This window comes from Lentzea alba (assembly GCF_011067745.1).
Taxonomy (GTDB): Bacteria; Actinomycetota; Actinomycetes; order Mycobacteriales; family Pseudonocardiaceae; genus Lentzea; species Lentzea alba.
Map to the genome: position 1 here is coordinate 290,945 of NZ_JAAMPJ010000015.1, position 22,547 is coordinate 313,491.

Annotated in this window: 18 protein-coding genes and 1 pseudogene; 11 read left to right on the forward strand and 8 right to left on the reverse strand. The window is 65.4% G+C overall.

Annotated elements, in window-relative coordinates:
- Positions 1-6 precede the first annotated feature (6 nt).
- Positions 7-1,125, reverse strand: coding sequence for a hypothetical protein (locus tag G7043_RS41175; protein WP_166054121.1), 1,119 nt, complete (start codon positions 1,123-1,125; stop codon positions 7-9).
- Entirely contained in the window at positions 1,122-1,997 is an 876-nt protein-coding gene (locus G7043_RS41180) for an adhesin (RefSeq protein WP_166054122.1), read from the reverse strand. The genes G7043_RS41175 and G7043_RS41180 overlap by 4 nt, the downstream gene beginning before the upstream one ends.
- A gap of 305 nt (positions 1,998-2,302) precedes the next feature.
- Between G7043_RS41180 and G7043_RS41185 the strand changes: the two genes are divergently transcribed.
- Together G7043_RS41185 and G7043_RS47885 are read left to right on the forward strand one after the other, a co-directional pair.
- A complete protein-coding gene (locus tag G7043_RS41185; RefSeq protein WP_207312402.1) occupies positions 2,303-3,514 on the forward strand; it encodes a hypothetical protein in 1,212 nt (403 codons plus the stop codon).
- 81 nt (positions 3,515-3,595) lie between these two features.
- Positions 3,596-4,060 carry a hypothetical protein gene (locus G7043_RS47885; RefSeq protein ID WP_207312403.1) on the forward strand — a complete coding sequence of 155 codons (465 nt, stop codon included), beginning with the start codon at positions 3,596-3,598 and terminating at the stop codon, positions 4,058-4,060.
- 451 nt (positions 4,061-4,511) lie between these two features.
- On the opposite strand, the gene G7043_RS41190 is transcribed toward G7043_RS47885, so the two are convergent.
- Positions 4,512-4,964, reverse strand: coding sequence for a toll/interleukin-1 receptor domain-containing protein (locus G7043_RS41190; RefSeq protein WP_166054123.1), 453 nt, complete (start codon positions 4,962-4,964; stop codon positions 4,512-4,514).
- A gap of 85 nt (positions 4,965-5,049) precedes the next feature.
- Positions 5,050-6,438, reverse strand: a complete 1,389-nt coding sequence (locus tag G7043_RS41195) for a hypothetical protein (protein WP_166054124.1) — start codon at positions 6,436-6,438, stop codon at positions 5,050-5,052.
- A gap of 513 nt (positions 6,439-6,951) precedes the next feature.
- Between G7043_RS41195 and G7043_RS41200 the strand changes: the two genes are divergently transcribed.
- The 3 genes from G7043_RS41200 to G7043_RS41210 are packed head-to-tail and all read left to right on the forward strand — an operon-like array spanning position 6,952 to position 11,112.
- Complete coding sequence (locus tag G7043_RS41200; protein WP_166054125.1) at positions 6,952-7,338, forward strand: hypothetical protein; 387 nt, start codon at positions 6,952-6,954, stop codon at positions 7,336-7,338.
- The gene (locus G7043_RS41205) at positions 7,335-8,237 is read left to right on the forward strand and encodes a hypothetical protein (RefSeq protein WP_166054126.1); all 903 of its coding nucleotides are present in this window, start codon (positions 7,335-7,337) and stop codon (positions 8,235-8,237) included. The genes G7043_RS41200 and G7043_RS41205 overlap by 4 nt, the downstream gene beginning before the upstream one ends.
- Complete coding sequence (locus tag G7043_RS41210; protein ID WP_166054127.1) at positions 8,230-11,112, forward strand: CHAT domain-containing protein; 2,883 nt, start codon at positions 8,230-8,232, stop codon at positions 11,110-11,112. The genes G7043_RS41205 and G7043_RS41210 overlap by 8 nt, the downstream gene beginning before the upstream one ends.
- 143 nt (positions 11,113-11,255) lie before the next feature.
- Here G7043_RS41210 and G7043_RS49685 read toward each other — a convergent pair.
- Together G7043_RS49685 and G7043_RS41215 are read right to left on the reverse strand one after the other, a co-directional pair.
- Positions 11,256-11,384 (reverse strand): annotated as a pseudogene (locus G7043_RS49685) (IS256 family transposase); the annotation flags it as partial.
- Between the two features lie 280 nt (positions 11,385-11,664).
- On the reverse strand, positions 11,665-12,378 hold the full coding sequence (locus tag G7043_RS41215; RefSeq protein ID WP_166054128.1) for a hypothetical protein: 714 nt from the start codon (positions 12,376-12,378) through the stop codon (positions 11,665-11,667).
- A gap of 123 nt (positions 12,379-12,501) precedes the next feature.
- On the opposite strand from G7043_RS41215, the gene G7043_RS41220 reads away from it, so the two are divergent.
- From G7043_RS41220 to G7043_RS41230, 3 genes are all read left to right on the forward strand, one after another.
- Entirely contained in the window at positions 12,502-13,155 is a 654-nt protein-coding gene (locus G7043_RS41220) for a TetR/AcrR family transcriptional regulator (RefSeq protein ID WP_166054129.1), read from the forward strand.
- Between the two features lie 677 nt (positions 13,156-13,832).
- Positions 13,833-14,156: a hypothetical protein gene (locus G7043_RS41225; RefSeq protein ID WP_166054130.1), complete on the forward strand. Its 324-nt coding sequence runs from the start codon at positions 13,833-13,835 to the stop codon at positions 14,154-14,156.
- A 347-nt stretch (positions 14,157-14,503) separates the two neighbouring features.
- Positions 14,504-15,970: a recombinase family protein gene (locus tag G7043_RS41230; protein WP_242643219.1), complete on the forward strand. Its 1,467-nt coding sequence runs from the start codon at positions 14,504-14,506 to the stop codon at positions 15,968-15,970.
- Positions 15,971-16,599: 629 nt separating this feature from the next.
- Here G7043_RS41230 and G7043_RS41235 read toward each other — a convergent pair.
- A complete protein-coding gene (locus tag G7043_RS41235) occupies positions 16,600-16,764 on the reverse strand; it encodes a hypothetical protein (RefSeq protein WP_166054131.1) in 165 nt (54 codons plus the stop codon).
- A gap of 265 nt (positions 16,765-17,029) precedes the next feature.
- On the reverse strand, positions 17,030-17,791 hold the full coding sequence (locus tag G7043_RS41240; protein ID WP_166054132.1) for a TIGR02391 family protein: 762 nt from the start codon (positions 17,789-17,791) through the stop codon (positions 17,030-17,032).
- A gap of 759 nt (positions 17,792-18,550) precedes the next feature.
- Here G7043_RS41240 and G7043_RS41245 point away from each other — a divergent pair.
- From G7043_RS41245 to G7043_RS41255, 3 genes are read left to right on the forward strand one after another with little or no spacing between them, the layout of a single operon-like run.
- Entirely contained in the window at positions 18,551-19,861 is a 1,311-nt protein-coding gene (locus tag G7043_RS41245) for a dsDNA nuclease domain-containing protein (protein ID WP_166054133.1), read from the forward strand.
- A complete protein-coding gene (locus G7043_RS47890; protein ID WP_207312404.1) occupies positions 19,858-20,418 on the forward strand; it encodes a hypothetical protein in 561 nt (186 codons plus the stop codon). Before G7043_RS41245 ends, G7043_RS47890 begins: the two co-directional genes overlap by 4 nt.
- A gap of 1 nt (position 20,419) precedes the next feature.
- Positions 20,420-22,369 (forward strand): ATP-binding protein, encoded by a 1,950-nt coding sequence (locus G7043_RS41255; protein ID WP_166054134.1) that lies wholly within the window; start codon positions 20,420-20,422, stop codon positions 22,367-22,369.
- Positions 22,370-22,547: the final 178 nt, after the last annotated feature.

Genomic DNA, 22,547 nt, shown 5'->3' on the forward strand with positions numbered 1-22,547 from the left:
TGCGGATCACCTTTCAGTGGTGGTGGAATCGTGCGGGCGTGGCCGCCCGGACATGTCGAACAAGGGCAGGTGGCCCGGCACCTGGTAGGGCAGGCGGAACGCGAGGGCGGCCTCGTCCAGGTCAGACAGGTCGCAGAGGATGCGCTCGGACTCGCGCATGCCGTCCGGCGGTGACCCCTGGGCGTAGGTGAGGTCGAGCCAGTCGCGGTTGAGCGCGGCGAGGTTGTGCCAGATGTCGTCGAGCTCCCCGGCAGGAGGCGAGACCGCCACCCCGCCGCCGGTCTTGGCGGCGACCAGCTCCCCGAAGCCCCTCGGCAGGGGACTCCGGGAGATGACGGAGATCCGCGTGCGGAAGCACGTCCCGGACGTGTACCGGGCAGCGGCGTGGGCGTAGCGCGGGGCGGTGCGCACGGCGAACGGGTCCGGTCGCATGAGCACGTTCCACACTGGGCTGGGAACACCGGGCCTGGACAGGTGGCTGTACTCCGCGGCGAGCCGGTGCAGGTCGGCCGCCAGCGCGTCTGTGGGCCGGTAGGGCTCCAGGTACACGCTGAGGACGGTCGGCTCCGCTGCGTGCGCCAGCTCGCGCCACAGCGGTTCCCACGACAGGTCGGCTGGTGGCAGCGCCGGGGACACGGCGAAGCAGTACCGCCGCTGCGTGTCCGGGCGGGTGCAGTCCGCCCACTCGAGTCGCTTGCGCACCTCGAACGTGCCCTTGGCGTCGAGCGCGCCGGGCACGAGGTGCTTGCTGACCTCCTCCGCGTCGAGCACGGGGTCGGTCTGCACGTGCATCGGCGAGTCGGTGAGCCGGTCCCGCAACCGCACCGCGGCCTGCACCGCCTTGCACGGGTCGGGGTCCCGCACTCTTCCGAGGAGGACGCACGAAAGGAGCTTCGTCCTGGGGTCGCTGCAGAATCGCAGCTCCCACCGCGCGTCCGACTCGGTCGTCCACTGGTTCGCGAGCCAGGCGTGCTCGCGGGTGAGGGTCTGCGCGAGCCGTTGTGGCTCTGTCACGTTGGGGAACGCGCCGGTGTCCCTCATCTTGAGAGCGGGACGCACGCGCACGCCGATCCACGCCCAGCTCATCTCGTCCGTGCTGGAGAGCAGAACGCCGGGAACGGTCACGGCGACTGCGGCAGCCCGTGCCGCCCAGGTGCGGAACCGTGGTCGGCGGTTGGCGGTGCGAACCCGCCCGGCACCGGACCGCTCGCGAACTGGCCCTCCTCGACGGGCGGCATTCCGTACGGGAAGCCGAACTGCTCCGGCACCTGGATGCCCTCGACGGCGACCATCAGGCCCTCGCGGCACGCGGCGTGGACGGCCTCGCGCATGGCTCGCGCGCGGTCCGCGCGCAGCATGGTGATCTCCGGATCGTTGTGACCGAGCATGCTGCGCACGATGCCGCTGAGAAACTGCCAGATCAGCGCGGCGCCGCGCCGCGAACGCCACATCTGCCAGCCCAGGTAGAGGCTGGTGCCGTAGCTGAACACCGAGACGTAGACCCGGAAGTCGCCCTCGGTGAGGAAGAGCCGGTGGCTGAGGTCGGTCGGCGCGGCTCCGGTGCGGATGCGCCGCGGACCGCCCCCGAAAGGCAGTTGTCGGCGCTGCACCGTGCCGGTGATCTGGCTGTACGCCGAGTGCACGAACTCGGCGCGGTCGGGCAGCACGACCCGCCACTCGGCGATCGGCTCCGGCAGCTTGCTCAGCAGCACGATCGCCACGAAGACGCCGATGGCGACGACATTGCCCGTGATGCCGAAAAAGAACGAGGCCTCCGGGCTCACGAGGATGAACAGCAGGGCGAGGAGCCAGAACGCCATCCAGACGAGCACCGAGGCGACGGCGCCGCGCAGCCAGAGCGAGAAGATCACGCGCCAGCCGACCGTGTCGTCCAGATACATGTCCATCGGCTGGTGGCGCAGAGTTTTGTCCAGGTAGGCGGCGTTGCCGTCGCCTCCTCGCCAGCCCGGTATCGGGTGGACTTCGTTTTCGTTCACTGTCGGTCCTTCCGGAGGCGTCGTGCAACCACCGGATAAGTAGCGATCATCCTGTGAACCGTTATCAGAATTGCGCGCATTCACTCGTTTGGCCCAGCTTGATCCAGGTCCCGTGGAATGCCGGAAGGAAATCCCGCTGCGGCACGGGGTTGTCGCGCGTTTCGTTCCTCCCGTTCGTGGTGGAATTCGATGACGGGGTTCTGACCCTCCGAGGATGCGGCCTGTTCGCAAGGCATTGAGCCGTAGACTCCGGCCGTCAACGCCGACGGGTTCGGTCGTTGCGCGCTTGTGGGTGAGGAGATCGCATGCAGGACGGTTCGGGCTCGACGGAGATCGCCGAGTCTGAGGAGAGCGGTCGGAGCAACACGACCGACTCGCCTGTCGCGGACGATCTGACCTCCGATTCGGACATCGACTCGGCGACGACGTCGACCGTTCTGGTGGAGGTTCTCCCCGGGGTGGCTGTCGTCGCCGGTGAGGTCCCGCCGGAGCTGAAGCCCGAACTGATCGACTTCGGGATCGTGCCGACCGCCGACCGCAAGCAGATTTCAACGATTCTCGCCTCGGTCGGGAACGCGGCGACCGCGGCCGGCAACCTCGGGAACGCGTTCGCTGGCGTACGAGGGCTCTACAGGATCGGCGACGCGGCACAGGCCCTGCTGAAGAGCGGTGCGACGCTCGCGGTCAAGGACGGCGGGAACCTCGGAACGGTGATAGGTCCGGGTGGCGTCCTGCACCAGGCCCGCTTCTACCCCGTGAGCGCGGTGAGCAAGGCGCCGATCGCGGCCTCGGTCGGACCGGCACTGGCCATGGTCGCCCTCCAGATGATGCTGAACGAGGTCTCGGGCCTCGTCAGGACCAACCTGGCGGCGACGAACCAGGTCCTCACGACCCTCCGCAAGGAGCAGTGGGCCGAGCTGATGGGTCTCGTCGGCGCCATCGACCGCGCGGTCGACCAGGCTCGGGAGATCGAGTCGGTTCCGACGTCGTTGTGGGACGACGTCGCGGGCAGTGGAGCGCTGCTGCAGAAGCAGCTCGAGCTCTACCAGAGGAACGTCCGCGACCATGTCAAGCAGATCAGCCGGCCCGACGCACGCGGCTACCGCGAGTACCTGCAGACCAACGCCGAAAGCATCACCTTCGACGTCCACGCCCTGCTGTCCTCCCTCAATGCATGGACGGGGTACCACGCGCTTCGCGCCGCAAGGGCGAGAGCCGCCGGTCGTGAAGACGCCGCCGAGGCGCACTATGCCGAGGTCATTGCCCGCGACACCCGTGCGGAATTCGACTCGACCCTGGCCGAGACGACGAGCCTCGCCGACGCGCTGGTCCGGCAGTTGCGGATCACCGTCGAGCTCCGCGAACCCGACGCATGGCTGCTGTCGGGGAAGCGGAAGGACGTGAAGGCGGCCCGCGCGACGTCCACTAGGCTTTTGGAAGCCATCGAGCCCCTTGCCGATGCTCTCCACCCTCCGGTCCCTCCGCTCGAGGCCCCCGACGTCATCTGCGGACCCTAATCGCTGGACACAGAGCCGTACCTCCGCGTTCTGCGGTGGCTCTTCGAGGACGGTGAGGTCCTTCGCGCACTCGGGTTCCCCGTGCAGTTCGACGACGGTCCCATTTCCGCGATCGTCGTCGGAGCGATGGGGATGTTGGGGGCAGGGACGGACAGGACGCTGGTCGCCGTGACGGACCGCCGCATCATCCTGGCCACGTCGAACCCGTTTCTCGAGGAAGCCGAGATCCAGCAGGACATCCCGATCGACCAGGTGCGCTATGTCCGAGCACCGGCCGCACCGGACAGCGGTTCACGCCTCGTGATCGATCTCATCACGCGCGACGAGAACGTCCGCTGGCTCTTCCACGCCGACGTCGGCACCAGCCGAGTGGACGCGCTCGCCGCTGTGCTCGCCGAGTCGATGACGATCCCGGACGCTGAACGCGATGTGCTCCAACGGCGGCGCCACGCCGCCGTCGAGATGGACGAGGGTGCCGGCGCGACTTCCACCCAACCCACTGGACTCGAGGCCACGGCCTGCGATACCGAGTCGGCCTCGGGCTGAAAGCCGCCTCTACAGCAGCCCCGCGAGGGATCTCCGGGCCTGCCGTGAGCGCCGCTGCCACAGCCACGTCGGAGTCGACGAATCGTTGTGTCAAGGGCACCGGCCGGAACCGGACGTAGCGGCGGGTGACCTCGGTGGTCGCGTCATCGTGCTCGGCCATGATCTCCCGGACCCGCTCCTCAGGCAGCTGCCGCAGGTGGTTGACGGCCGCCGAGAACGTCACGACCGAGCCTGCGATGGGCGCGGGGTCGGCGTCGACGCGGTGTGTTTGCGGAAACGGGTGGACGACCCCGTCGATCATCGCGAACGACTCCATCCCACCGGACGGCAGGCAGAACTCCGCGATCCAGAACCTGCTGGTGCCGTCCATCGTGTCGGCGAACTCCCAAACACGGGTGTTCGCCAGCGTGCAGAGAATCGCGGCACCCTGCTGTGAGATCCCGAAAAGATCTCAAGCTGGCGCGCGTTCCCGCCGCACCAGCAACACGGCTTCTTTGGCGTGCAGGAACCGGCCACCGGCCGCCATGCCCTGCGACCGGTAGACGAGTCGATGGGCTGCCCGCCGGTACTCGGCAGGCCTGCGGAAGTCGACGTGCGCCGTCTCTCCGAGCGTGGGTGCCCGCGCCGGCGGGACGTCCTCGACCAGCAACGGCAGCACCGGTACGTCCGCGTCATCGGCGAGATCGATCTCCTGCTGGACCCAGAACGAGTTCGCCGCTGCCTTGGACACCACCACGACCAGGAACTCCGCCTCGGCGATGGCGTTGCTGATCGAGGTGAGACTCTCTCCTGCGCGGAGTTCGCGTTCGTCGACCCAGACCTCGATCGAATGCCGTTCCAGTTCAGCGGTCGACCGGCGGACGAACGCGCGGTCTTTGCTGCTGGAGGACACGAACACAGCCATTCGCGGTCTCCTTGTGGGTCGAGGTGACGGCGATGTCGACGTCTGAGCGTCGTCGGTTACTGGCGTCATCACCCCCCGCCCGGCCTCACCAGTCGATGAACAGGCGGAGCACCATGAGGCCGAGTGCCGCTGCCGGAAATACGAGCAGGACCTTGCCAAGAGTGACGACCATGCCGCTGCCGGTCCGGTAAGTCATCAAACGCTTCTGCCTCCCCACCCGCTTCAGCGCGAAGTGCAGCGCACGCACGACGAAGGCCGCCGGCGAGCCCACCAGGTTCTGCTTGTCGGGAGGGGGACCGACAGCCTCGACGATCGGTGTCCACTCGTGGTCGAAAACAATCACGGACCCTGTCCACTTGCCGGGGTCGGGCACGATCGCGGCGGCCTTCGGCAGGTGGTGGTGAAGCCGCGCGGTGAGGTCCTGGCAGTCGCCGGGCACCAACAGCACGAGCTTCTCCGGTGGCTGCGTGGTCCTTGCTTGCTCGACCTCCCACCACAGCCCTTCGCCAGGGGCGAGCCTGAGCACGATCAGCTGACACTGGTCCATCAGCTCGCGCACGCCCTGCTTCCAGTCGTTCTGCGGCAGGTAGAACCGTGCCGCGCCGAGCCGGGGAAGGCGTTCGTTCGGTCGGCCCACCGCGATCACCGGCCCGAAGGCGCGCAGTGCACTGACCAACTCCTCTTCTCTTGAGTGGACGGTGAGCGCGGCGTGCAGCAAGGTTCGAGGCACGTCCACCACGGCGGCGCCCCGGTCGTCGCCGAAGCCGCGCAGGTAGAGCACGGGTACGCGCTCGTCGGATCGGAGCACCTGCGCCGCCCCTCGCGCTGACCACGGACGGGCGTACCGCAGGACGAAGTACGCGGTCGGCAGGACGGCGACCACGGGGATCACCCAGAGGACCTGGCCGGACCGGAGCAGAGGCATGATCGAGAAGGTGCCGACGTACAGCAGCACGGCGGAGATGCCGCTGACCAGAAGAGAAGCAGGTCTGCGCCAGAACGCCCTGGGGCGCATGTAACTGCTGACGATGGCTACGGTCTTGGCGTTGGCCGCGCGGCGGCGGACCAGGAGCACCGCCGCGGCGATGGCAAGCAGTGTCCCGATGAAGAGGCTCGTACGAGCCTGACTCCAGGACGTCGCAGCCTTTTCTTCGAGACTTCTCCGGTCCTCCGCGACCTGGGAGTCCAGGTCGCCGCAATAGCTGAGGGCCTCGGCGAAGTCGCCACGCCCCGCAGCGTGGGTCGCGTCGCCGACCGAGAACCTCGACTTGCTGGTGCCTGGGGCGTTCTCGATGAACCAGTTGTACACAAGTGTAGGCTCGATGCCCTGCTCGAGCGACCTGCAGAGCGCGGCCACCTGGTTCGGAGCATCTTGGAACGCGTTGCGCTCACGCGTGTCCGAGACCGCGCCCACCACCAGCCACGCGGCGAGGTAGGCATACACGACCGTTACTGCCAGGACGAGTTTGGTCAAGGTCCGCACCAGCGGATCTGATCACGGACGTTCGTCGCACCGAAGTTGTTCGGCCCCGGACTACCCGAAATGAGCAGCGCCTCTGCACTTGTGGGGGAGTTCGAGGCAGCACAGGGGTTTCGCGCGTTCGTACTCTCGTTCAGAACTGTTCGTTCGAGTCGGCGGCGATCCGGAAGCCGAGCCCTGTGTTGAGGATCGTGCAACTGATCCCGGTGGGCGCCGACGTGTACGAGAACCCGAGCACGGTCGAGTGAATGCCCGTGAGGGAGGACCGGATCGATCCTCCCGAACCCGTTCGAGTAGATCACCCCGCGGCGCACGGCGGGGAAACCATGGACCGTGCGGGCCGAGGGACTGCCGTCGATAGTTGACGTCGATGCCGCCATGGCCGCAGTGACAGCCGGAACCACGACGTCGGACGAGATCAGGAAGACGGTGCTCCGCACTCGTTGAGGTGTCCGTATTTGGTGGCGTTGCGCCTGGGATAGCAGTAAAGCTGAAATACTCCTCCGCATGACTTACGGCTTTCGGTCATGGCTGGACTCGTCTGCCGAGGGCACCGCGCCGCTGCGCATCGTGACCTCGGCGACCGGAGACCTGGAGGTGGTCGCGGCCGAGCTGAAGCGGTCGTTCGACGCTGACCCGGCGGTGCAGCGGATCGAGCTCGTCGTGGATGGGAACCGTCTCGGTATGGTGACCCGCACTCGGCTGCGGGAGCTGCTGTCGAAGTTCGAGCGCAGCGACCCCGGTGCCGGTGACGGGGCCACGCTTCCCGGCAGGTCGAGCCAGTACACGGTGTTGACCTACCGTTGCGGGACGTGCGGAGTTACGGCCAAGTTGCTCTTCGTGGACGAAGTTCCGGAGTGCGTCGGCCATGGGCCCATGGACCGCGTCTCGTGAGCCTGGATGCAGCCGCCAAGACGGTCCGTGAGTCAGTGGGACCGCGACTGTTCCTGACCAACTTCGTGCCCACTTTCGCGATGGTGGCGATGATCGCGATCCTGATCTGGGCTGGTGCTCCTGCGAAGGCGCCGCAGTTCACGAACGCGTGGAAGACCGCGGCCACGCTCGGGATCGGCCAAGTGATCATCGCGGTGGTGCTGATCTCGGTGCTGGTGCTGGTGCTGCAACCGCTTCAGCTGCCGATGATGCGCTTGCTGGAGGGATACTGGCCGCGGTGGACGGCCCGTCCTGGCGTGTGGTGGCAGAACCGCAAGCGCGACCGGCTGGCCAAGCAGGCCAAGCCTGATGGCGACGTCCAGCAGGCGGGCCGTGCGGGAAGTCGGCTGCGCCGCCGTTTTCCGCGGGGCGAGATGCTGCCGACCGCACTCGGCAACGTGCTGGCCGCCGCCGAGTCACGTGCCGGCCACGAGTACGGCTACGACGCCGTGGTGGCGTGGCCTCGGTTGTACCCCGTACTGGACGAGCAGACCCGGGCGGTCGTGGACGATCGGCGCAACACGCTCGATGGATTGGTGCGGATCTCGGTCTCCGCGTTCGTGACGGCCGCCGTCTCGGGCGGGTTGTTGTACCGTGCGAGCTGGTGGTTGCTGATCCCCGTGGGGTTGCTGGTGTTGTCGCGCGTTTCGTACCTCGCGGCTGTGCACGCGGCCGGAGAGTACGGGGAGTCGCTGAAAGTTGCGTTCGACCTGAACCGCTTCGCGCTCCTGGCCCGCCTGCACCTCGAACTTCCCGCTGACCAGCGGGCAGAACGCAAACTTGCGGAGGACCTGTCGCTCATGTGGCGGCAGGGGCCAGGCGAGTTTACTTACCACCACCCCGAGCAGGCCGATGACTGACCCGGCATTGCTGCTGGCGAACGTGCAACAACGTCTTGACCGCTTCACCCGGCATGGCAATGCCGAGGTTGTCGCTGGAGAGGACGCGCTGCACGATCTGCTCGCGCTGATCCAGGTCTCAATCGTGGGCGACCGCATCGCCGCCGACGGCGTGCAGGCCTGCGCGTGGCTTGCCTGGTACCGGTACCTCGCAACCGGATCAGCTGCGGCCCGGGCTCACGCCGTTGATCTGTTCCGGCAGCTCGCACGGGTTCGCCCGGATCTCGTGCCGCCCGAGGCCTCCCTTGAGACCGAAGAATCGTCGCACGAGGTGTTCGAGAATGCCCGGCAAGTGCTTCAGATAGGAGTGTCTACACAGGACTCGGAGTTGGTCGGGGATGCCGTGCGAGTGCTGACCGAGCTGGCAGAACTGTCCGATCGGCGATCTCAGCCCTTCGTGCACGCATCGCTCGGCGGTGCCTTGCTGGAGCTGTTCGACCTCACCGGGGTGCCAGAGCTGCTGGATCGGGCGATCGACGCGCTAGTGATCGCGGAACCCACGCCGCAGACTCGGGGCGCGCTCGGTGCGGCGTTGCTGCGGCGCGGCGACCCGCGAGGGGCCGAGGTCCTGCGTGTGTTGCAGGAAGAGCTCGATCCACGTGAACCGATCGCGGTGGCGGCGCGAGCCGATCTGACCGCGGTACTGCGGCGGCGAGCAGAGGACTTGGAGCCAGGGACCCCGGATTGGATCTCCTCGATGATCGATCTGGCGTCTGCGCAGCAGCTTCCTCTCGGACACCCCGGTACCGACGACTCGGCGGTGATCGCCACCTACACCGCGCTCGTGGACGGCATGGAGGAACCCGCACAGTTGCGAGGTGAGTTGCTGCTGATGCTCGCACTGCAGTTGAGGAAGCGGTACGAGGCCATACTCGACTTCGTGGACGTGACCAAGGCGATCGGCCGGGCCTGGGAAGCAGTGCCGTTGTTGCCTGAGGACCGCAGGTGGCGCGCGTTCGGGTTCCTCAGCAGGGTGTTGGTGGAGCGCGCACACATCCGGCGCAGCACCATCGACGCGGCCGAGGCCGCCCGGCTCGTGCAGGACATACCGCAGGAGTCGGTGCAGTACGGGATTGCGTTGACCAAGCTGTTCGAGTTCTCATCCGATCCGCAGCACCTGGCCGAGTCGGAACATGTGCTGCTGGCCGCGCTGCAGGAGGAGCTCAGCGACGACGACCGCTCGGTGGCGTGGTCCGCGCTGGGCGACACGTACCTGTTCCAGAAGCGGCTTGACGAGTCGATCGACGCGCAGCGTAGAGCGGTCGCGCTCGCTAAAGAGCCAGGATACCGCGCGAAAGCGGCCGGCCACCTGGCTACGGCCTTGGCCGAACACACCGCCGACGGGCATGACGAGCAGGTCGCTGTGCTGAACTCGGCGATTGAGGAGGCCCCGCCGGGCATTCGCGCCACGTTGATCGTGACGCTTGCCGAGGCGCATCGGGTGCGCGGCTCTGCCGAATGCCTTGAGCTGTACCGCGCGAGCGCGCACGATCCCGCGTTGTCGAGCTTTGGCCGGGTGTACGCGGCGCACATGTGGGGTTGGGTCGCATCCTCACAGGGCGACATCGACGATGCGGTCACGGCCTACCGGCTGGCGGTCGAGTTGTTGCAGCTCGTGGCTTGGCGCGGGTTGTGGCGGGCAGATCAGCAACGTGAGCTGGCACGGTTGAACGGCCTCGCTCCCGAAGCTGCGGCCGCGGCGTTGCGAGCCGAACAGCCACGCCTCGCGCTGGAACTGCTCGAGCGCGGGCGTTCCGTGCTGTGGGCGCAGCTGCTCGACATGAGCCCGATGACGCCAGACCCTGTGGCCGGCACTCTGCCCGACGCGGCGGTCGTGCAGGCGCGCATGGAGCTCGCGGACCGGCTGGGTGAGGTTCAGCGATCGTTGCCGGAGATCGAACAGCCGGTTGTGGTCGTCAACATCGGACGAAGCCGGTGCGACGCGATCCTGTTGCCGTCGTTCGAAGTGGTGCCGCTGGACACAACCTTCGTGGAAGTCAGCGAGCAGGTCCATGCGCTGCAAGCGATTCGTGCCAGTGGCGGGCTGGCTTCCTACGCCGCAGCGCAGGAAACCGTGGTCGGCGTACTGGAGTTCGCTTGGCACAAGATCGTGCGTCCGGTGCTGGATCGGATGGATGCCGACCGCTTGTGGTGGTGTCCGACCGGTCCTGCATCTCTGCTGCCGTTGCATGCGGCCGGCGACTACCGCGACACGGGTGAGTCCGCCTTGGACCGCGTCGTCTCGTCCTACGCGTCCAGCCTGAGTTCGCTGTCCGGCAACGAGACCGGAGGCGGTAAGGGCATGCTTGTGGTTGGCGCCAGCGACCTGCCGGGCGTTGCTGAAGAGGTCGAGGCGGTGGCGGCGCGCTTTCCGGGCTGCACGAAACTGGTGGGGTCTGGCGCCACGGTGGAACGGGTGCGCGAGGAGATCACGCGACACGCTCGAGTCCACATCGCGTGTCATGGCAAGCAGAACCTCAGAGACCCGTCACAGAGCCATCTCGCCCTGCACGACGGCCCCCTGACCGTGACATCGCTGTTGGACCTGCGGGTCTCGGCGGACTTCGCGTTCCTGTCGGCGTGCGAGGCGTCGATGTCGACGACGCTACCGGATGAGTCGATCCACCTGGCCGCGGCGGTGCGGTATGCCGGCTTTCGGGAGGTGATCGCCACGCTGTGGAGAATGGACGACTCGGCCGGTCCCGCCGTCGCGTCCTCCGTCTACGCCTCGCGCGAAAGCCCGGCGCAGGCGTTGCACGAAGCCGTCAACCACTTGCGTGCGGCCATGCCATATGAACCCGCCGCATGGGCTCCATTCATCCACATTGGACCGTGAACCCTGCGAAATGCTTGCTCAGCATCGTCGGCGGATTGAACGCACCGTCCAGCCCGCCGACACAACCTGGGCCTCGGCTGCGGGTACACCCTTCGTCGAGCCGAATCACCGACACATCCTTGGGGGCGGTTCCTGCGTGCTCAGGTCAGCTTCAACCCGCTGGCCTTGGCCCTGCTCAGCAGCTGCGCGACGAGCTGCTCATCCAGGCCATCCAGGCCGGTCGCGGGTTCCGAGTCCTCGGCGTTCTCCACGCCGGACATCATATCGGTCATCAGGTGCACTTCCATGATCGGGAGTTACACCGCTCGTTTTACAGTCCCTGGCCGATCATCATGCCGTGCTTATCGGCAGCAGGGCGGGATCATGATCGCTTCCGTGCATGGTCTTGATAGGCCCTCTGTCACCTGCATGGATGAGGCTTTCGGGAGGCACAACGTCACTGGCAAAGGCGTCACGCCCGACTGACGTCAAGGATGTCCCGACGACGAATCGTCAAGCATGTCCTGAGCCCTCACACCGACAGCGGGGATTTCGAGTGTGGCCGTGGCAGGGCTAGATGGCCGGTTCGACTATTGGGGCAAGCTGCAGCAGTCCGAGGTTCGAGAACAGTCCAGGTGCTCCGGTACCTCGAAGGAACGTCTCCGTCGAGATCATTGCACCGGTCTGGAAGGCCGTTTGAAGCACAGTCATGGCACTGAACGCGAGCGTGAAAGCCTGGCGCCAGGGCTGGCTGTTGCTCTCCGCGGAGTGCCAGAAGAGCCCTTGAAAGCCCTCGCGGTCGCTCAGGCTACGGGTCAGTCGTTCAAGCTGTTCAAGGTAAGTGCTGACCTCGTTGGCTTGCTCGGTGTAGTAGCAGAACAGTCGAGAATAGCCATCGTTCGTTAGTGTCTCGGCAGCGTGCATAGTGGCGTTCGTGTCGGGGAGCAGTCCTGCGGCGACCATGTTGCTGACAAACATTCGTACGTCGCCGATGAAGCTGGTGGGTAGGAACGGCTCGTAGTCGTCGCGGTCGAGAATGCTCAGCGTTTCACGGCACAGGCTGATGAAGACTTCGAGCTGGAGGCGTGACTGGAGGAAGTGTCCCACTGCCATGGTGAGGTGGGATCGGCTGACCCCATATCGACACTCCGGTTCGGCGACGATCGCATCTTCGATGCTGACGTTGCCGAGCATCAGCTCGGAGATCGCCATTGAGAGCGCTCGGCTCGTGTGCACCGTCACCCGCTGGCTGGCGCGGTTTGACGGTGCATGGTTCTGGCCACCCATGCGATCACCTCTTAATGATCATGTCTCGGCTGTCATCAGCCCTTGATCCGCAGGTTGCGCCGCAAGTTAGATAGGACTACAACTTGGACACCATATCAACTTGAGTCTTGTTAAGCTGCGTCCGTGCAGGTGAATGGCATTGGCGACGCAAGGCAGCGAAGTGGCACAACGAAGCGAACCCGGAGCCGCCAGGCGTTGATAGATGCGGCGACCGCGGTCTTCGAACGTGGTTGGTTCGAGGCGCGGGTTGAGGACATCGCTCGGGCTGCGGGCGTCAGCTCGGCCACGGCCTACAACCACTTCCCCGGCGGTAAGCAGGAGCTCATCGGCGTGGTGTACGCGCCACTCATCCAACCGCTGATCGAGGCGGCCGAGGCGGATGCCGCAGAGCAGCGGGATCCACTCGAAGCGGTCGAGCGGCACATCAGGTCGGCAGCCGAGGTGGCGCGCCGGCATCGGGCGCTGACGGTCCCGCTCGTGGTCGCGGTCTCGGAGCAGATTGCACGGGTCGGTCGGCCGACTGTTCCTGATGCCCGAGACGTGCGTCTCATCGTCCGCTGGACGACCTCGCTCACGCTGCTGCTGGCCTACGGTCAGGAGCGCGGCGTCTTCCGGGACCAGCCGCCAGCCGAGGACCTTTCGAGCTACCACATCAATGCGTTGCTACAGAGGGTGTTCTCACGGCCTGACGAGTCAGCTGAGGAGACGGCAGATCTCGTATTGGGTCAGTTGCTGCCAGCGGTGCGCCGGCTGGGACGGGACTGTTGCGATCGGTGATGTCCCGCAGGCGGTGTCGACTCCGCCGTCGAGCAGCGGCCGGTCGGGGTGGAAGGCGGCGCGTGTGAGCTGCCTGCCCCCGGTGGGCAGCACGGGACAGAGGACCAGCCACTTGCGGGCGACGCCGTCGGCGCTGTTGTGTACAGCACATGGTCACCACTGTGGAAGGCGGCCGCCGTGGCGGGTTCCGAGTGGGGGGAGGTCGAGCCGCACCTTCCTGGTGGTGATATCCCAGAGCTGGACCCTGCTGGTGGCGTTCGCGGCCGCCAGTAGGGTTCCGTCGGAGCTGAAGGCGATCGCGTTGATCCAGCCGGTGGTGCCGGGTGAGCGTGCCGGCTGGTATCGGGTTCGCGGGATCGGCCGTGGTCCACAAGCGCACGGTTGCGCCAGCGACTGCGGGGCCGGTCGAAACCGGGTGTTCGCGGTTGCGCACGTCCCACAGCCGGATGGTCGTGTCACGGCCTGGCTCAGGATCAGCCTATTCCAGAGGATCGCGGCATCGCAGTGTTCTCGGTGGCGGAAGGCGTCGAGTCCTGCATCGCCGCAGAGCAACGCCGCTATGAATCAATGAACGTCTGCCGCGCAGCTGCACTCGGTACGTCGTGGATGACCTGTTCTGAGCTGGCGCGGACTCGGGTGAGGACGCGCCAGTCGGCGATAAAGCGCAAACTGAGGCCATGACGAGTTACGAGGGGCGTGCCACGGTCGTTGTGGAGGGCGAAGACTACGGCTGCTACGCGGAGCTGAGCATTCGACAGGCACCCCGGACGTCTGCGGCCGCTTTCGGCGCCAACGGCGACACTGTGGCGAGCCTGGAGGCGGGCTGGGGCGGCATCTTGAGGCCTGATAACGAGGAAGCATTGATCTGGGCTATTCACGACACGAAGTGCGAACTGCTGCTGCGCATCGACCGCGCGAGCAGCTTTACCGTTGACAGCCAGTCCCACGACCAGTCGGGGGAGCTCAGCATCAATGGCAATTATCCGCCCCCGTTCGGCTGACGCCCACCTGTCGGCCACTAGTTCTTTCCTGCTCGTCAAGCTGGACTCGTTTACCAGGGTGGAGGAGTGGATCTTGAGAAGCCGTGCAACGACCGTGAGACCCCTTGGTCGGTAGTCAAGTGCGCCGAACTGTGGTCAATGCACCTGTTTTCGCAGGTCAGCGGCTCGTGAACCCGTATCTGGGGGTTAAGTGGTCGCGCGCTGTCTGAATCCTGAACTCCGGCGCGCGGATCAGCCGACTGCTTCCTCATGGACTGATCCGATTGGGCGATCGCTGGGTGGTAGGCGTCATAGGGCAGGCAGATGGGTTGTCTCAGGGGCGTCAGTCGGTGCGTGGGAGAGGCGTCATGGCCGTTGTCGTGGGGGATGGCTTCCTGGCGAGGTTGTCGGCGTGCCGTGTGAAGCCAGAGCAGCTGCCGGCTGCTTTTGATGGGGTGAGGTTTGCTTTCTACGGCCGGATGTCGACGAGCACGTTCCAGGACGCTCAGACGTCGCGGGCGTGGCAGCGGGCGGTGGCGGAGGAGTTGATTGATGGCATTGGCTCGGTCGTCGCGGAGTTCTTCGATGTGGGTGTGTCGCGCCGGTGGTCGTGGCAGGACCGATCGGAAGCTGCGGCTTTGCTCGCCGCTGCCGCAGACCCAGATCGTGACTTCGATGCGGTCGTCGTAGGCGAGTACGAGCGGGCGTTCCACGGTGATCAGTTCCGTGAGGTCGTATCAGGACTGAACGCGCTGGGTGTTGCGGTGTGGTTGCCGGAGGCGGGTGGTCCGGTGGAACTGGGTAGTCCGGTGCATGAGGCGTTGATGGTGTTGTTGGGTGCGCAGGCGCAGCGTGAGGTGGCGAGGGCGCGGCAGCGGGTGTTGGCGGCGATGCGGTCTCAGACGCGGTTGCAGGGTCGGTTTCTGGGTGGCCGTCCGCCGTATGGGTACCGGCTTGTTGATGGTGGTCGGCATCCGAATCCTGTGCATGGGCGGTGGGGTCGTCGGGTGCGGGTGTTGGCGCCGGATCCGGTGACGGCGCCGTGGGTGCGGTGGATGTTCGCCGAGCGTGCTCGCGGTCGGACGGTGGCGTCGTTGGCGCGGGAGCTCAACGAGCGTGGCGTGGTGTGTCCGTCGGGGGCCGACCCCGAGCGAAACACGCACAGGTCGGGGGAGCGGTGGATCGTCCGGACAGTGGCGATGATCCTGGAGAACCCGCGCTACACCGGCCGACAGGTATGGAACCGAAGCAGCACGACCGGCCACGGATCGGGAGGTCGTGCAGGTGGCCGCGGCTCGGGAGCGTTGCGGTACAACCCGATCAGCGAGTGGGAGGTGTCTGAGCGGATCGCGCATGAGCCACTCGTCGATGACGAGACGTTCGTCGCGGTACAGGGGATGCGCGTGGCGAAGCGTGCCAAGGACGGGGAGGTCCGGCGCTATCTGCTCGCCGGGCTCGTGGTGTGTGGGCTGTGTGGCCGGCGGATGGATGGGCACTGGGTTCATGGGCGAGCGGGCTATCGGTGCCGGCATGGCTTCACCAGCGTCAAGCGACGTTCCGACGGCGCACCGCGGAACCTCTACGTCCGAGAAGACCACCTGCTCGAGGCACTGCCACATCTACTCGTGCGGACCGCCGGACCTGTGCAAGAAGGGGTGGGCAAGGAGCTGGTCGATCAAGTCCGCGAGCAACGCCTGCAGATTCACTACAACGACCGGCGTCTTGAAATTCGACCCGCACCACTAACAATGAAAACTGTGGAACCTGCTCGTCGTTCAGTTCAGCCAACGCTCGAGTTGGAGTGGTGTGCCGACGAGAAAGTGGCTGAAATATGAATTACCCCACGGGATTCCGATGAATCCCGTGGGGTAAGAGAATGTCCGAGACTTGAGTTCCCATACGTAGCAAGCTTGCGCAGTTCGTGTGTTCATGCGCTATTGGATAGCTCGAAATCAGTATAGAGGGCCAGTCGACACTAATCAATCTTTCGGGCTGATCTGTATCGACTGGAGCAAGAACTTTCGCGGCGACCTCTTCGACCGCCCGCTTATCTGGAATCAGGCCCATCTGCGCTAGGCGCTGGGTGAGTACGAGCGGTACTGCAGCGAGCACCGAGTCCGCCGATCGCTCGCCGACGCGGCACCCCTGCGGGGCCGGCCTCAGCCTGGCGAACCCGCTCAGATCGAACGCCGCATCATAGACCGACATGATCTTCTCGACTGAGTCATCCACGAGTATCGCCATTGGCCTTGACCAGCGTGGACGTAGTTTCGGCACGCACAACGGTGTCGGCGGGCATGTAACGGTTGAGCATGATGTTGAGCCGCCCGTGGCCGTGATCCAACCGGCCTAGACCTTCTGCGAGATTTGTCCTCGGTGCGCTTGTCCAGAGCCTTGACGGCTGACTCCAGGAGCCAGAACCGCCACAGCGCGGAGGCCCGGTCGTCGACGCCGGCGGGGACGATCAGGGCACGGCGTCGATGCGCTTGCCGGTCTGGCCGCGTTCGGGCTTGTCGGGGCGGATGAGGTCGGGTTCGCCAGCGGGGCGGCGGACCTCGACTTTGCCGAAGCAGTACTCGGCCACGGGGCTCCCGTGGTGCGACAAGGCACGTGACTTGATCAGCGCCATGAGCATCCTCGGTCCGGCAAGCGGAATGAGCGTCCGACGAGCACGAGTCCCCTGCACCGCATCCTGCCAGCTCCAGAGAACGAGGCCTGCAAGCCTTCGTAGCCTCGCAGGCGAAGCCCCCGGTCGGATCGCGTCCAGCGCGCGACGTTCAACGGGGTCGTTGCGAAGCCCGGCGCGTCGATGCGGTTGGAGGTGACCGTGTCGTCCGTGAACTCGATCGTGACTGTGCCGGCTTGCGCGAGGCGCATGGCTGTCGGCAGGGCGCTCACGGTGCCTTTGCGATCGTCGCTCGTTGGACGAGATTGGCCACGTGACTGAGCACCGCGAGCATTTCCAATGCTTCGTGCGGGGCGGGGTCCGGCCACCCCGGATGAGACACGAGGTTCCGCACCGCCATGAACGAGCCGCGGACGAGTGCGACGGCGCCCTCGTGTGCAGATCGCCAGGTCATCGAGGTGGAGTCGACGTCCGGGAACCGCAAGCGTGGAGAACCTGCTGTCGGGTCGGTGGTGGAGAACAGTCCGGAGAGCTTCTCGCCTGAGACGCCAGGGCCCGCGATGGCCTGGAGCAGTCCTTCGAGGGCGGTCGCCGCAGTTTGCACCGCGGCTCGGTGGTGGCCACCGTCCCATAGGGCTGCCGCAGCGCCCCAGATGGTCGGATTGAGCTCAGCCGCAGACAGCCGAGGACCGGTCGGGCCGACGATGGCGGCCAACTCCTCGCGTTGAGCGAGAATCGCGATCGCCTCGATGATCGCGAGACGAGCCCTTTGGAAGGAATGACCGAGGTAGGCCCCTTCCTCGTGCTCAACGATCTTGTTCGCGATGTCCGGCTCTCCCATCGCGAAGGTGACGTCCTGGGCCAGTCTCGCTCGCGCTCTGACCTTGTCGACAAGTTCGGACAACGGACCGGTCACGCCGTCATTCTCTTGGTGCCTTCCGTAGCCCCATCGCCGCTCGTACAGGTCGCCGTAGTCGTCAATGAGCTTCAGAACCTCACCCAACTTCTCGTGCGCGAGTTCGAGATCCATGGCGCCGACCATAGCGGGCGAGCAAGTTCGGAGCAGACCATTTTGTCGTGGGCGGTGCGGTTTCCTGGCGGCTGGCATGGCCTGCAGTTACGCGGCAGCAGGCGAGTGGCGTCGGCCGCGAGTTTGGCGCGCCAGGGCTGGCCCGGTTTCTCGAGTGCGAGTCGATCGTTATGTAAGTCGCGGACGTCTCGCGCGGCCTGTTAGCCGGTTCTGCGCCGGGCAATGCCCACTGGGATGGCGGGCCGACGTTCTGCTCGCCGCGTCGTCTGATCTGCGCTGTCACGATCATCGAGAACTCCCACTGACTTGCGCGCTGCGCCGACGCCGACGGAGAGAACGTGGTGGTGATCTTGCCAAGAACGCGGAGAGACGCGGTGGGGCGTTGCACACCACGGTCGAATTCTGCTGCATCTGCAAGGGGCTAAGCACCTGCGCTGACGTTGCGAACCGTGCGATCGATCGCAGCTCGCTGGCGTTTGAAAGAGCGACTCTTCGTTGGCCGTTGGAACCCTCAAACTCGAATCCCAGGCAACCAGGCCGCCTGCTGAGCGTGGTTCTCTCTCCGTGTTCGGCCTGGTCACGGCAGGCGATCGCGCAAATGTTCGACAAATATGGCGGTTCTGGACGTTGTATTCACCTGATGGGCGTAGATGCAGGGAAGTTTGGGTCTGATCGTTAACACTCGACTGGCGGAGCACGATCTGATGGAAACCAGGTAGAACGAGTGGGTGGGTATCGCAGCGCGTTGGGGGTGGCTGGATGTCGGACACCGAGGTGCCGTCCGCGCCGCCCTCACCAGACCGCGTCGCGCCGGCTGAAGACGCCGGGCCGGACACGCAGGTTCGTTACCGGTTCCAGTATCAGGTCGCTGCCGCGCATTGCCTGTCGTTGTCGGATGCGGGTGGCGTGCGGATTGTGTGTGAGTGGCACGCCGACTTTCTGATGGAGACCGAGGAAGGTGCTTGGGAGATCGTCTCGGTCAAGCACCTGGACGAGGGATCTTGGACGTTCGCGACGTTGTTCGACGACGGCGGGTTGGCCCGGCTCTTCGACACCTGGGTCGGATTGGGGCGTACGGCGCGTGCGCGGTTGTGCACGAACGCCGGCTTTTCCAGCAACAAGTCGCCGATCTCTGCGCGTTCGCTGGAGAAGCTCTGCGGTGACTTCGTCCAGCTCGACTTGGTCGTGTCGGACGAGCGAACCTCCAGTGCCGTCGCTTGGGCGATCATCAAGGCGGCGAGCAAGGGTAAGTACACGAACACTCCGGCAGCGAAGGTGCCGGCGGTGGAGAAATGGTTGAGTGCAGAGGGCTTGCCCGACGGGATGTTGGAGGCGGTCAAGGAGTTCCTTGCGGTGCTTAGGATTCAGAGCTTCCCGCCCAAGCGGTTCATCCGTGATCACGTGATCCGGACGTACGTGGAGCCTGTGCTCAAGGGCATGAAGCGGGACACCAGAACAGCGCCGGACTGCTACCACAACTTGCTGGGAGTCGTTTATGACGCCAGCAGCGACAACGATCACCAGCCTCTTGAACCGCTGCGACATCTCCTCGAACCCGAGGCGATGAGCCTTCCGAACAAGATCGATGAACGGGTCAAACGGCGGACGATCACGCCGGAAGCCATCGAGGCGTGCATGCTCGCGGTTCGAGCAGAGACGCCTTCGGTGCTACCTGCGGGGCGTCGGCCTCCCCAGGCGCCAGGCGGCCGGACGTTAGAGGCGAAGCTGTTGGCCGCGGGCGTGGGGGAGGATGATCGGAAGTACGCCCAGCGCATGCGCAACCTGTGGCACGACTCGTGGCAACGGCTCAACACAGGGTTTCCTCAGGACTTCGAGCTCGAGTTCGAGCTGGAGGAGGATGTACTCCACGTTGTCCGCACCCTGAGGCTGGAGCTCAACGGTGAGTCTCATTTCGCCTCCCGGCTGATTGCAGGACTTCACGAGCGTGTGCGGGTCAAGAAGTTAACCGACGAACCGTCGCTCGCGTTGCACGACGCACATCTGCGTGGGCTCGCCTACGAGTTGAGCGACCAGTGCCTGTTCGACTTCAAGGACTTGGGGGCGTCGTGACGGCCGCCCGGTCATCGGAACGTGGACGGGCTGCTCGCCTGCAACGGCGTCTTCTGACCGAGTCCGACTATCACCAGGCGAGGATCTTGCTGTTGCTCGCAGGCTTCACCGAGGGAGAGGAGCAGTTCGTGGGCCTCACTCGCTTGGTGAAGCTGGACTTCCTGCTTCGCTACCCCGCTATGGCAACGCGGCTGTTCCCGGACGGCGCACAGTGGACGGAAGGTGCCGAGCCCGCGCGTGACGAACTGCTCGCGGTCGAAAGCCGCATGATCCGTTATCGCTACGGACCATGGGACGACCGCTACTACCCGATGCTCGGTGCGCTGGTTGGTCGCGGCATGCTGGTGTTCACCGGTGGGCGCAGCTTCGCTGTTCGGGTCACCGAGTTGGGAAGGAAGGTCGCGTCGCAGATCGCGGAACTTCCGGAGTGGCAACGTACTGCTGTGAGGATCCCAGTCTTGCGCGAACACCTGAACCTCACCGGCGAGCAGCTAAAGAACATGATCTACGAGCACCTGGACGAGGTCGCGGCACTTCCGCAGGGGGCGGAGATCTGACATGGCGACCAAACTTCGGTTGATCGCCCTGACGGTCACCACGGCCGACTCCGAGCGGACCTACCGGTTCGCTCACGACCTCACGGTCATCAGCGGCCCTGTCGCTACCGGCAAGTCGACGCTGCTCATGCTGATCAAGTACGCGCTCGGGGGCAACGCGGTCCTGACGCCCGCTGTGGTGGAGCACGTTCGGTACGTCACGCTGGAGGTCGACTTCGGGGACGAGCCACAGCACCTGCGGCTGCGCCGCCACGTCCAGGGGGATCGCAGCCGAGTCCAGCTTTTGGAACATGGTTCGGACATCCCCGAGCAGCACTTGACGGTGCCGGCGCGTACCGGCGAGGAGACGGTCTCGCGACATCTCCTCGCAGCGCTCGGTATCGACGCGCATCGGGTCCCGAAGAGCCGCGGCAGGAGTGCCAAGGGCGAATTCACCACCGTAGGTTTCGGGGATGTGTTCGGCTACTGCTACTTGCAGGCCAAGACGATCGACAGCTCGGCTACCGGTCACCTCGACTCGGGGCGGGACTCCAAGCGCAAGACGGTGTTCGAGCTCCTCTTTGGGATGATCGATCCTGAGGTGTTCGACCTGCGTGAGCAGCGTGACAAGCTGACTTCCGCGATCTCCGAGCGAGATTCTCAGCTCAAGGCGATCCGGATCTTCGTCGAGGGCGAGAAGCAGAGCACCTTCGACGAGCTTCGGGCTTTGCGATGGGACAAGCAGGAAGCCTTCCGCCATGCCGAACGGGCGCTGCAAGAGTTGCGGACCGACGTGGATGCTCTGGTTCGTCAGGATCGGGACGCGCGCAACGAGCTTCTGCAGACGCTGAGTCGGGCTTCCGCAACCAGAGAAGCGGTGGTATCAGCACATGAGGTTGTACGAGCGCGAGAAGCTGCTCTTGCACAATGCCGCCTGGACCTCAAGCGCTCTGACAAAGCGACTGTGGCCACCAATCTGCTCGGGCCCTTCGAGTTCGTGACGTGCCCCCGTTGTCTTCAGGACGTCGCGCACCGAACCGTTCACAGTGGAGATTGTGCTCTTTGTCTGCAACCACAGCCGACAGCTGTCGCCGCGATCGACGACAGTTCTCGGGTGCGTCTGGCCACGCGCGTCGAGGAGATGGAACAGCTTCTGCGCGTCGAGCAGGAAGCGGTGCGAACAGCCGAACTTCGTGCCGCGGAGGCGGACCTGGCCGCCGCCACGGCACAACGCCACTATGACGAACTCACCAGGGAGGCTGTGTCTCCTCGTGTGCAGGCGGTTGCCGCCGCCAGTGCCAATGTCGAAGGCCTGCGTCGAGAGCTGCTCGCCATCGATCAGCGAATCGCCACCTGGAACCGCATGGAGCAGTTCGAGAAGGAGACGAACCGCCTCCGTGACCGGAAACGAGAGCTCACCACTGAGATCAAGCGCTGGGAGCAAGAACTCAAGGCACGTCGCTCCCGGTTGGATGAGATCTCCCGTCTCTTCGCTCTCGAAGTCGCCCACATCGGTGTGCGGGTCAACGGGACACCGACGATCGACGACAAGACCTACCTGCCGATGATCGGCGGGACTAGCCTGGAGACTGTTCAAGCGAGCGGTGGTGGCAGTACAACGGCGATTAACGTCGCCTTCTCGTTGGCGCTGCTGAACTACGCGCTGCGGGAACCGAGCGTCCAGTTGCCGAACCTGCTCATCCTGGACTCGCCACGCAAGGGCATCGGCAGCGTTGAACCAGAGGATGTCGAGCTCGGGCAGAACATTTACAAGCGGTTCAAGACGCTCGCCGACGCATTGGCGGGACGCGGCCAGCTCATCATCGCTGATAACAACGCAGAGCTTCGCGGTGAGCGTGACGTCGAGCTGATCGCGCTGACGCGCAAGGCTTCTGCGGTTCCGGGAATCGAGAACACGGGGGTCGGTACCCAGCTCAGGGTCGAGGAACACGAGGAGATCGACGAGGAGTGAGCCCTTCACTCGTCCTGTGGGGTTGTGCGTGCCGAAAAGTACGTCCGTGCAGGTCGCGGGTCTCGGCGCGTGGCTGGCGGTCGTCGGGCATGATCGCGCCCCGTGCTGGTCCGCTTCGCTTACCTTGCCGTCACCCACGCCTTCGCCGCGCTGCGGATACTGCCACTGACTGACCGCG

Bases quoted from the DNA above. Each gene is read 5' to 3' on its own strand.
- G7043_RS41215 (WP_166054128.1), bottom strand. From the start codon at position 12,378: ATGGGTGGCCAGAACCATGCACCGTCAAACCGCGCCAGCCAGCGGGTG.
- G7043_RS41185 (WP_207312402.1), top strand. From the start codon at position 2,303: ATGCAGGACGGTTCGGGCTCGACGGAGATCGCCGAGTCTGAGGAGAGC.
- G7043_RS41200 (WP_166054125.1), top strand. From the start codon at position 6,952: ATGACTTACGGCTTTCGGTCATGGCTGGACTCGTCTGCCGAGGGCACC.
- G7043_RS41245 (WP_166054133.1), top strand. From the start codon at position 18,551: ATGTCGGACACCGAGGTGCCGTCCGCGCCGCCCTCACCAGACCGCGTC.
- G7043_RS41230 (WP_242643219.1), top strand. From the start codon at position 14,504: ATGGCCGTTGTCGTGGGGGATGGCTTCCTGGCGAGGTTGTCGGCGTGC.
- G7043_RS41210 (WP_166054127.1), top strand. From the start codon at position 8,230: ATGACTGACCCGGCATTGCTGCTGGCGAACGTGCAACAACGTCTTGAC.
- G7043_RS41225 (WP_166054130.1), top strand. From the start codon at position 13,833: ATGACGAGTTACGAGGGGCGTGCCACGGTCGTTGTGGAGGGCGAAGAC.
- G7043_RS41190 (WP_166054123.1), bottom strand. From the start codon at position 4,964: ATGGCTGTGTTCGTGTCCTCCAGCAGCAAAGACCGCGCGTTCGTCCGC.
- G7043_RS41255 (WP_166054134.1), top strand. From the start codon at position 20,420: ATGGCGACCAAACTTCGGTTGATCGCCCTGACGGTCACCACGGCCGAC.
- G7043_RS41235 (WP_166054131.1), bottom strand. From the start codon at position 16,764: ATGGCGCTGATCAAGTCACGTGCCTTGTCGCACCACGGGAGCCCCGTG.
- G7043_RS41240 (WP_166054132.1), bottom strand. From the start codon at position 17,791: ATGGATCTCGAACTCGCGCACGAGAAGTTGGGTGAGGTTCTGAAGCTC.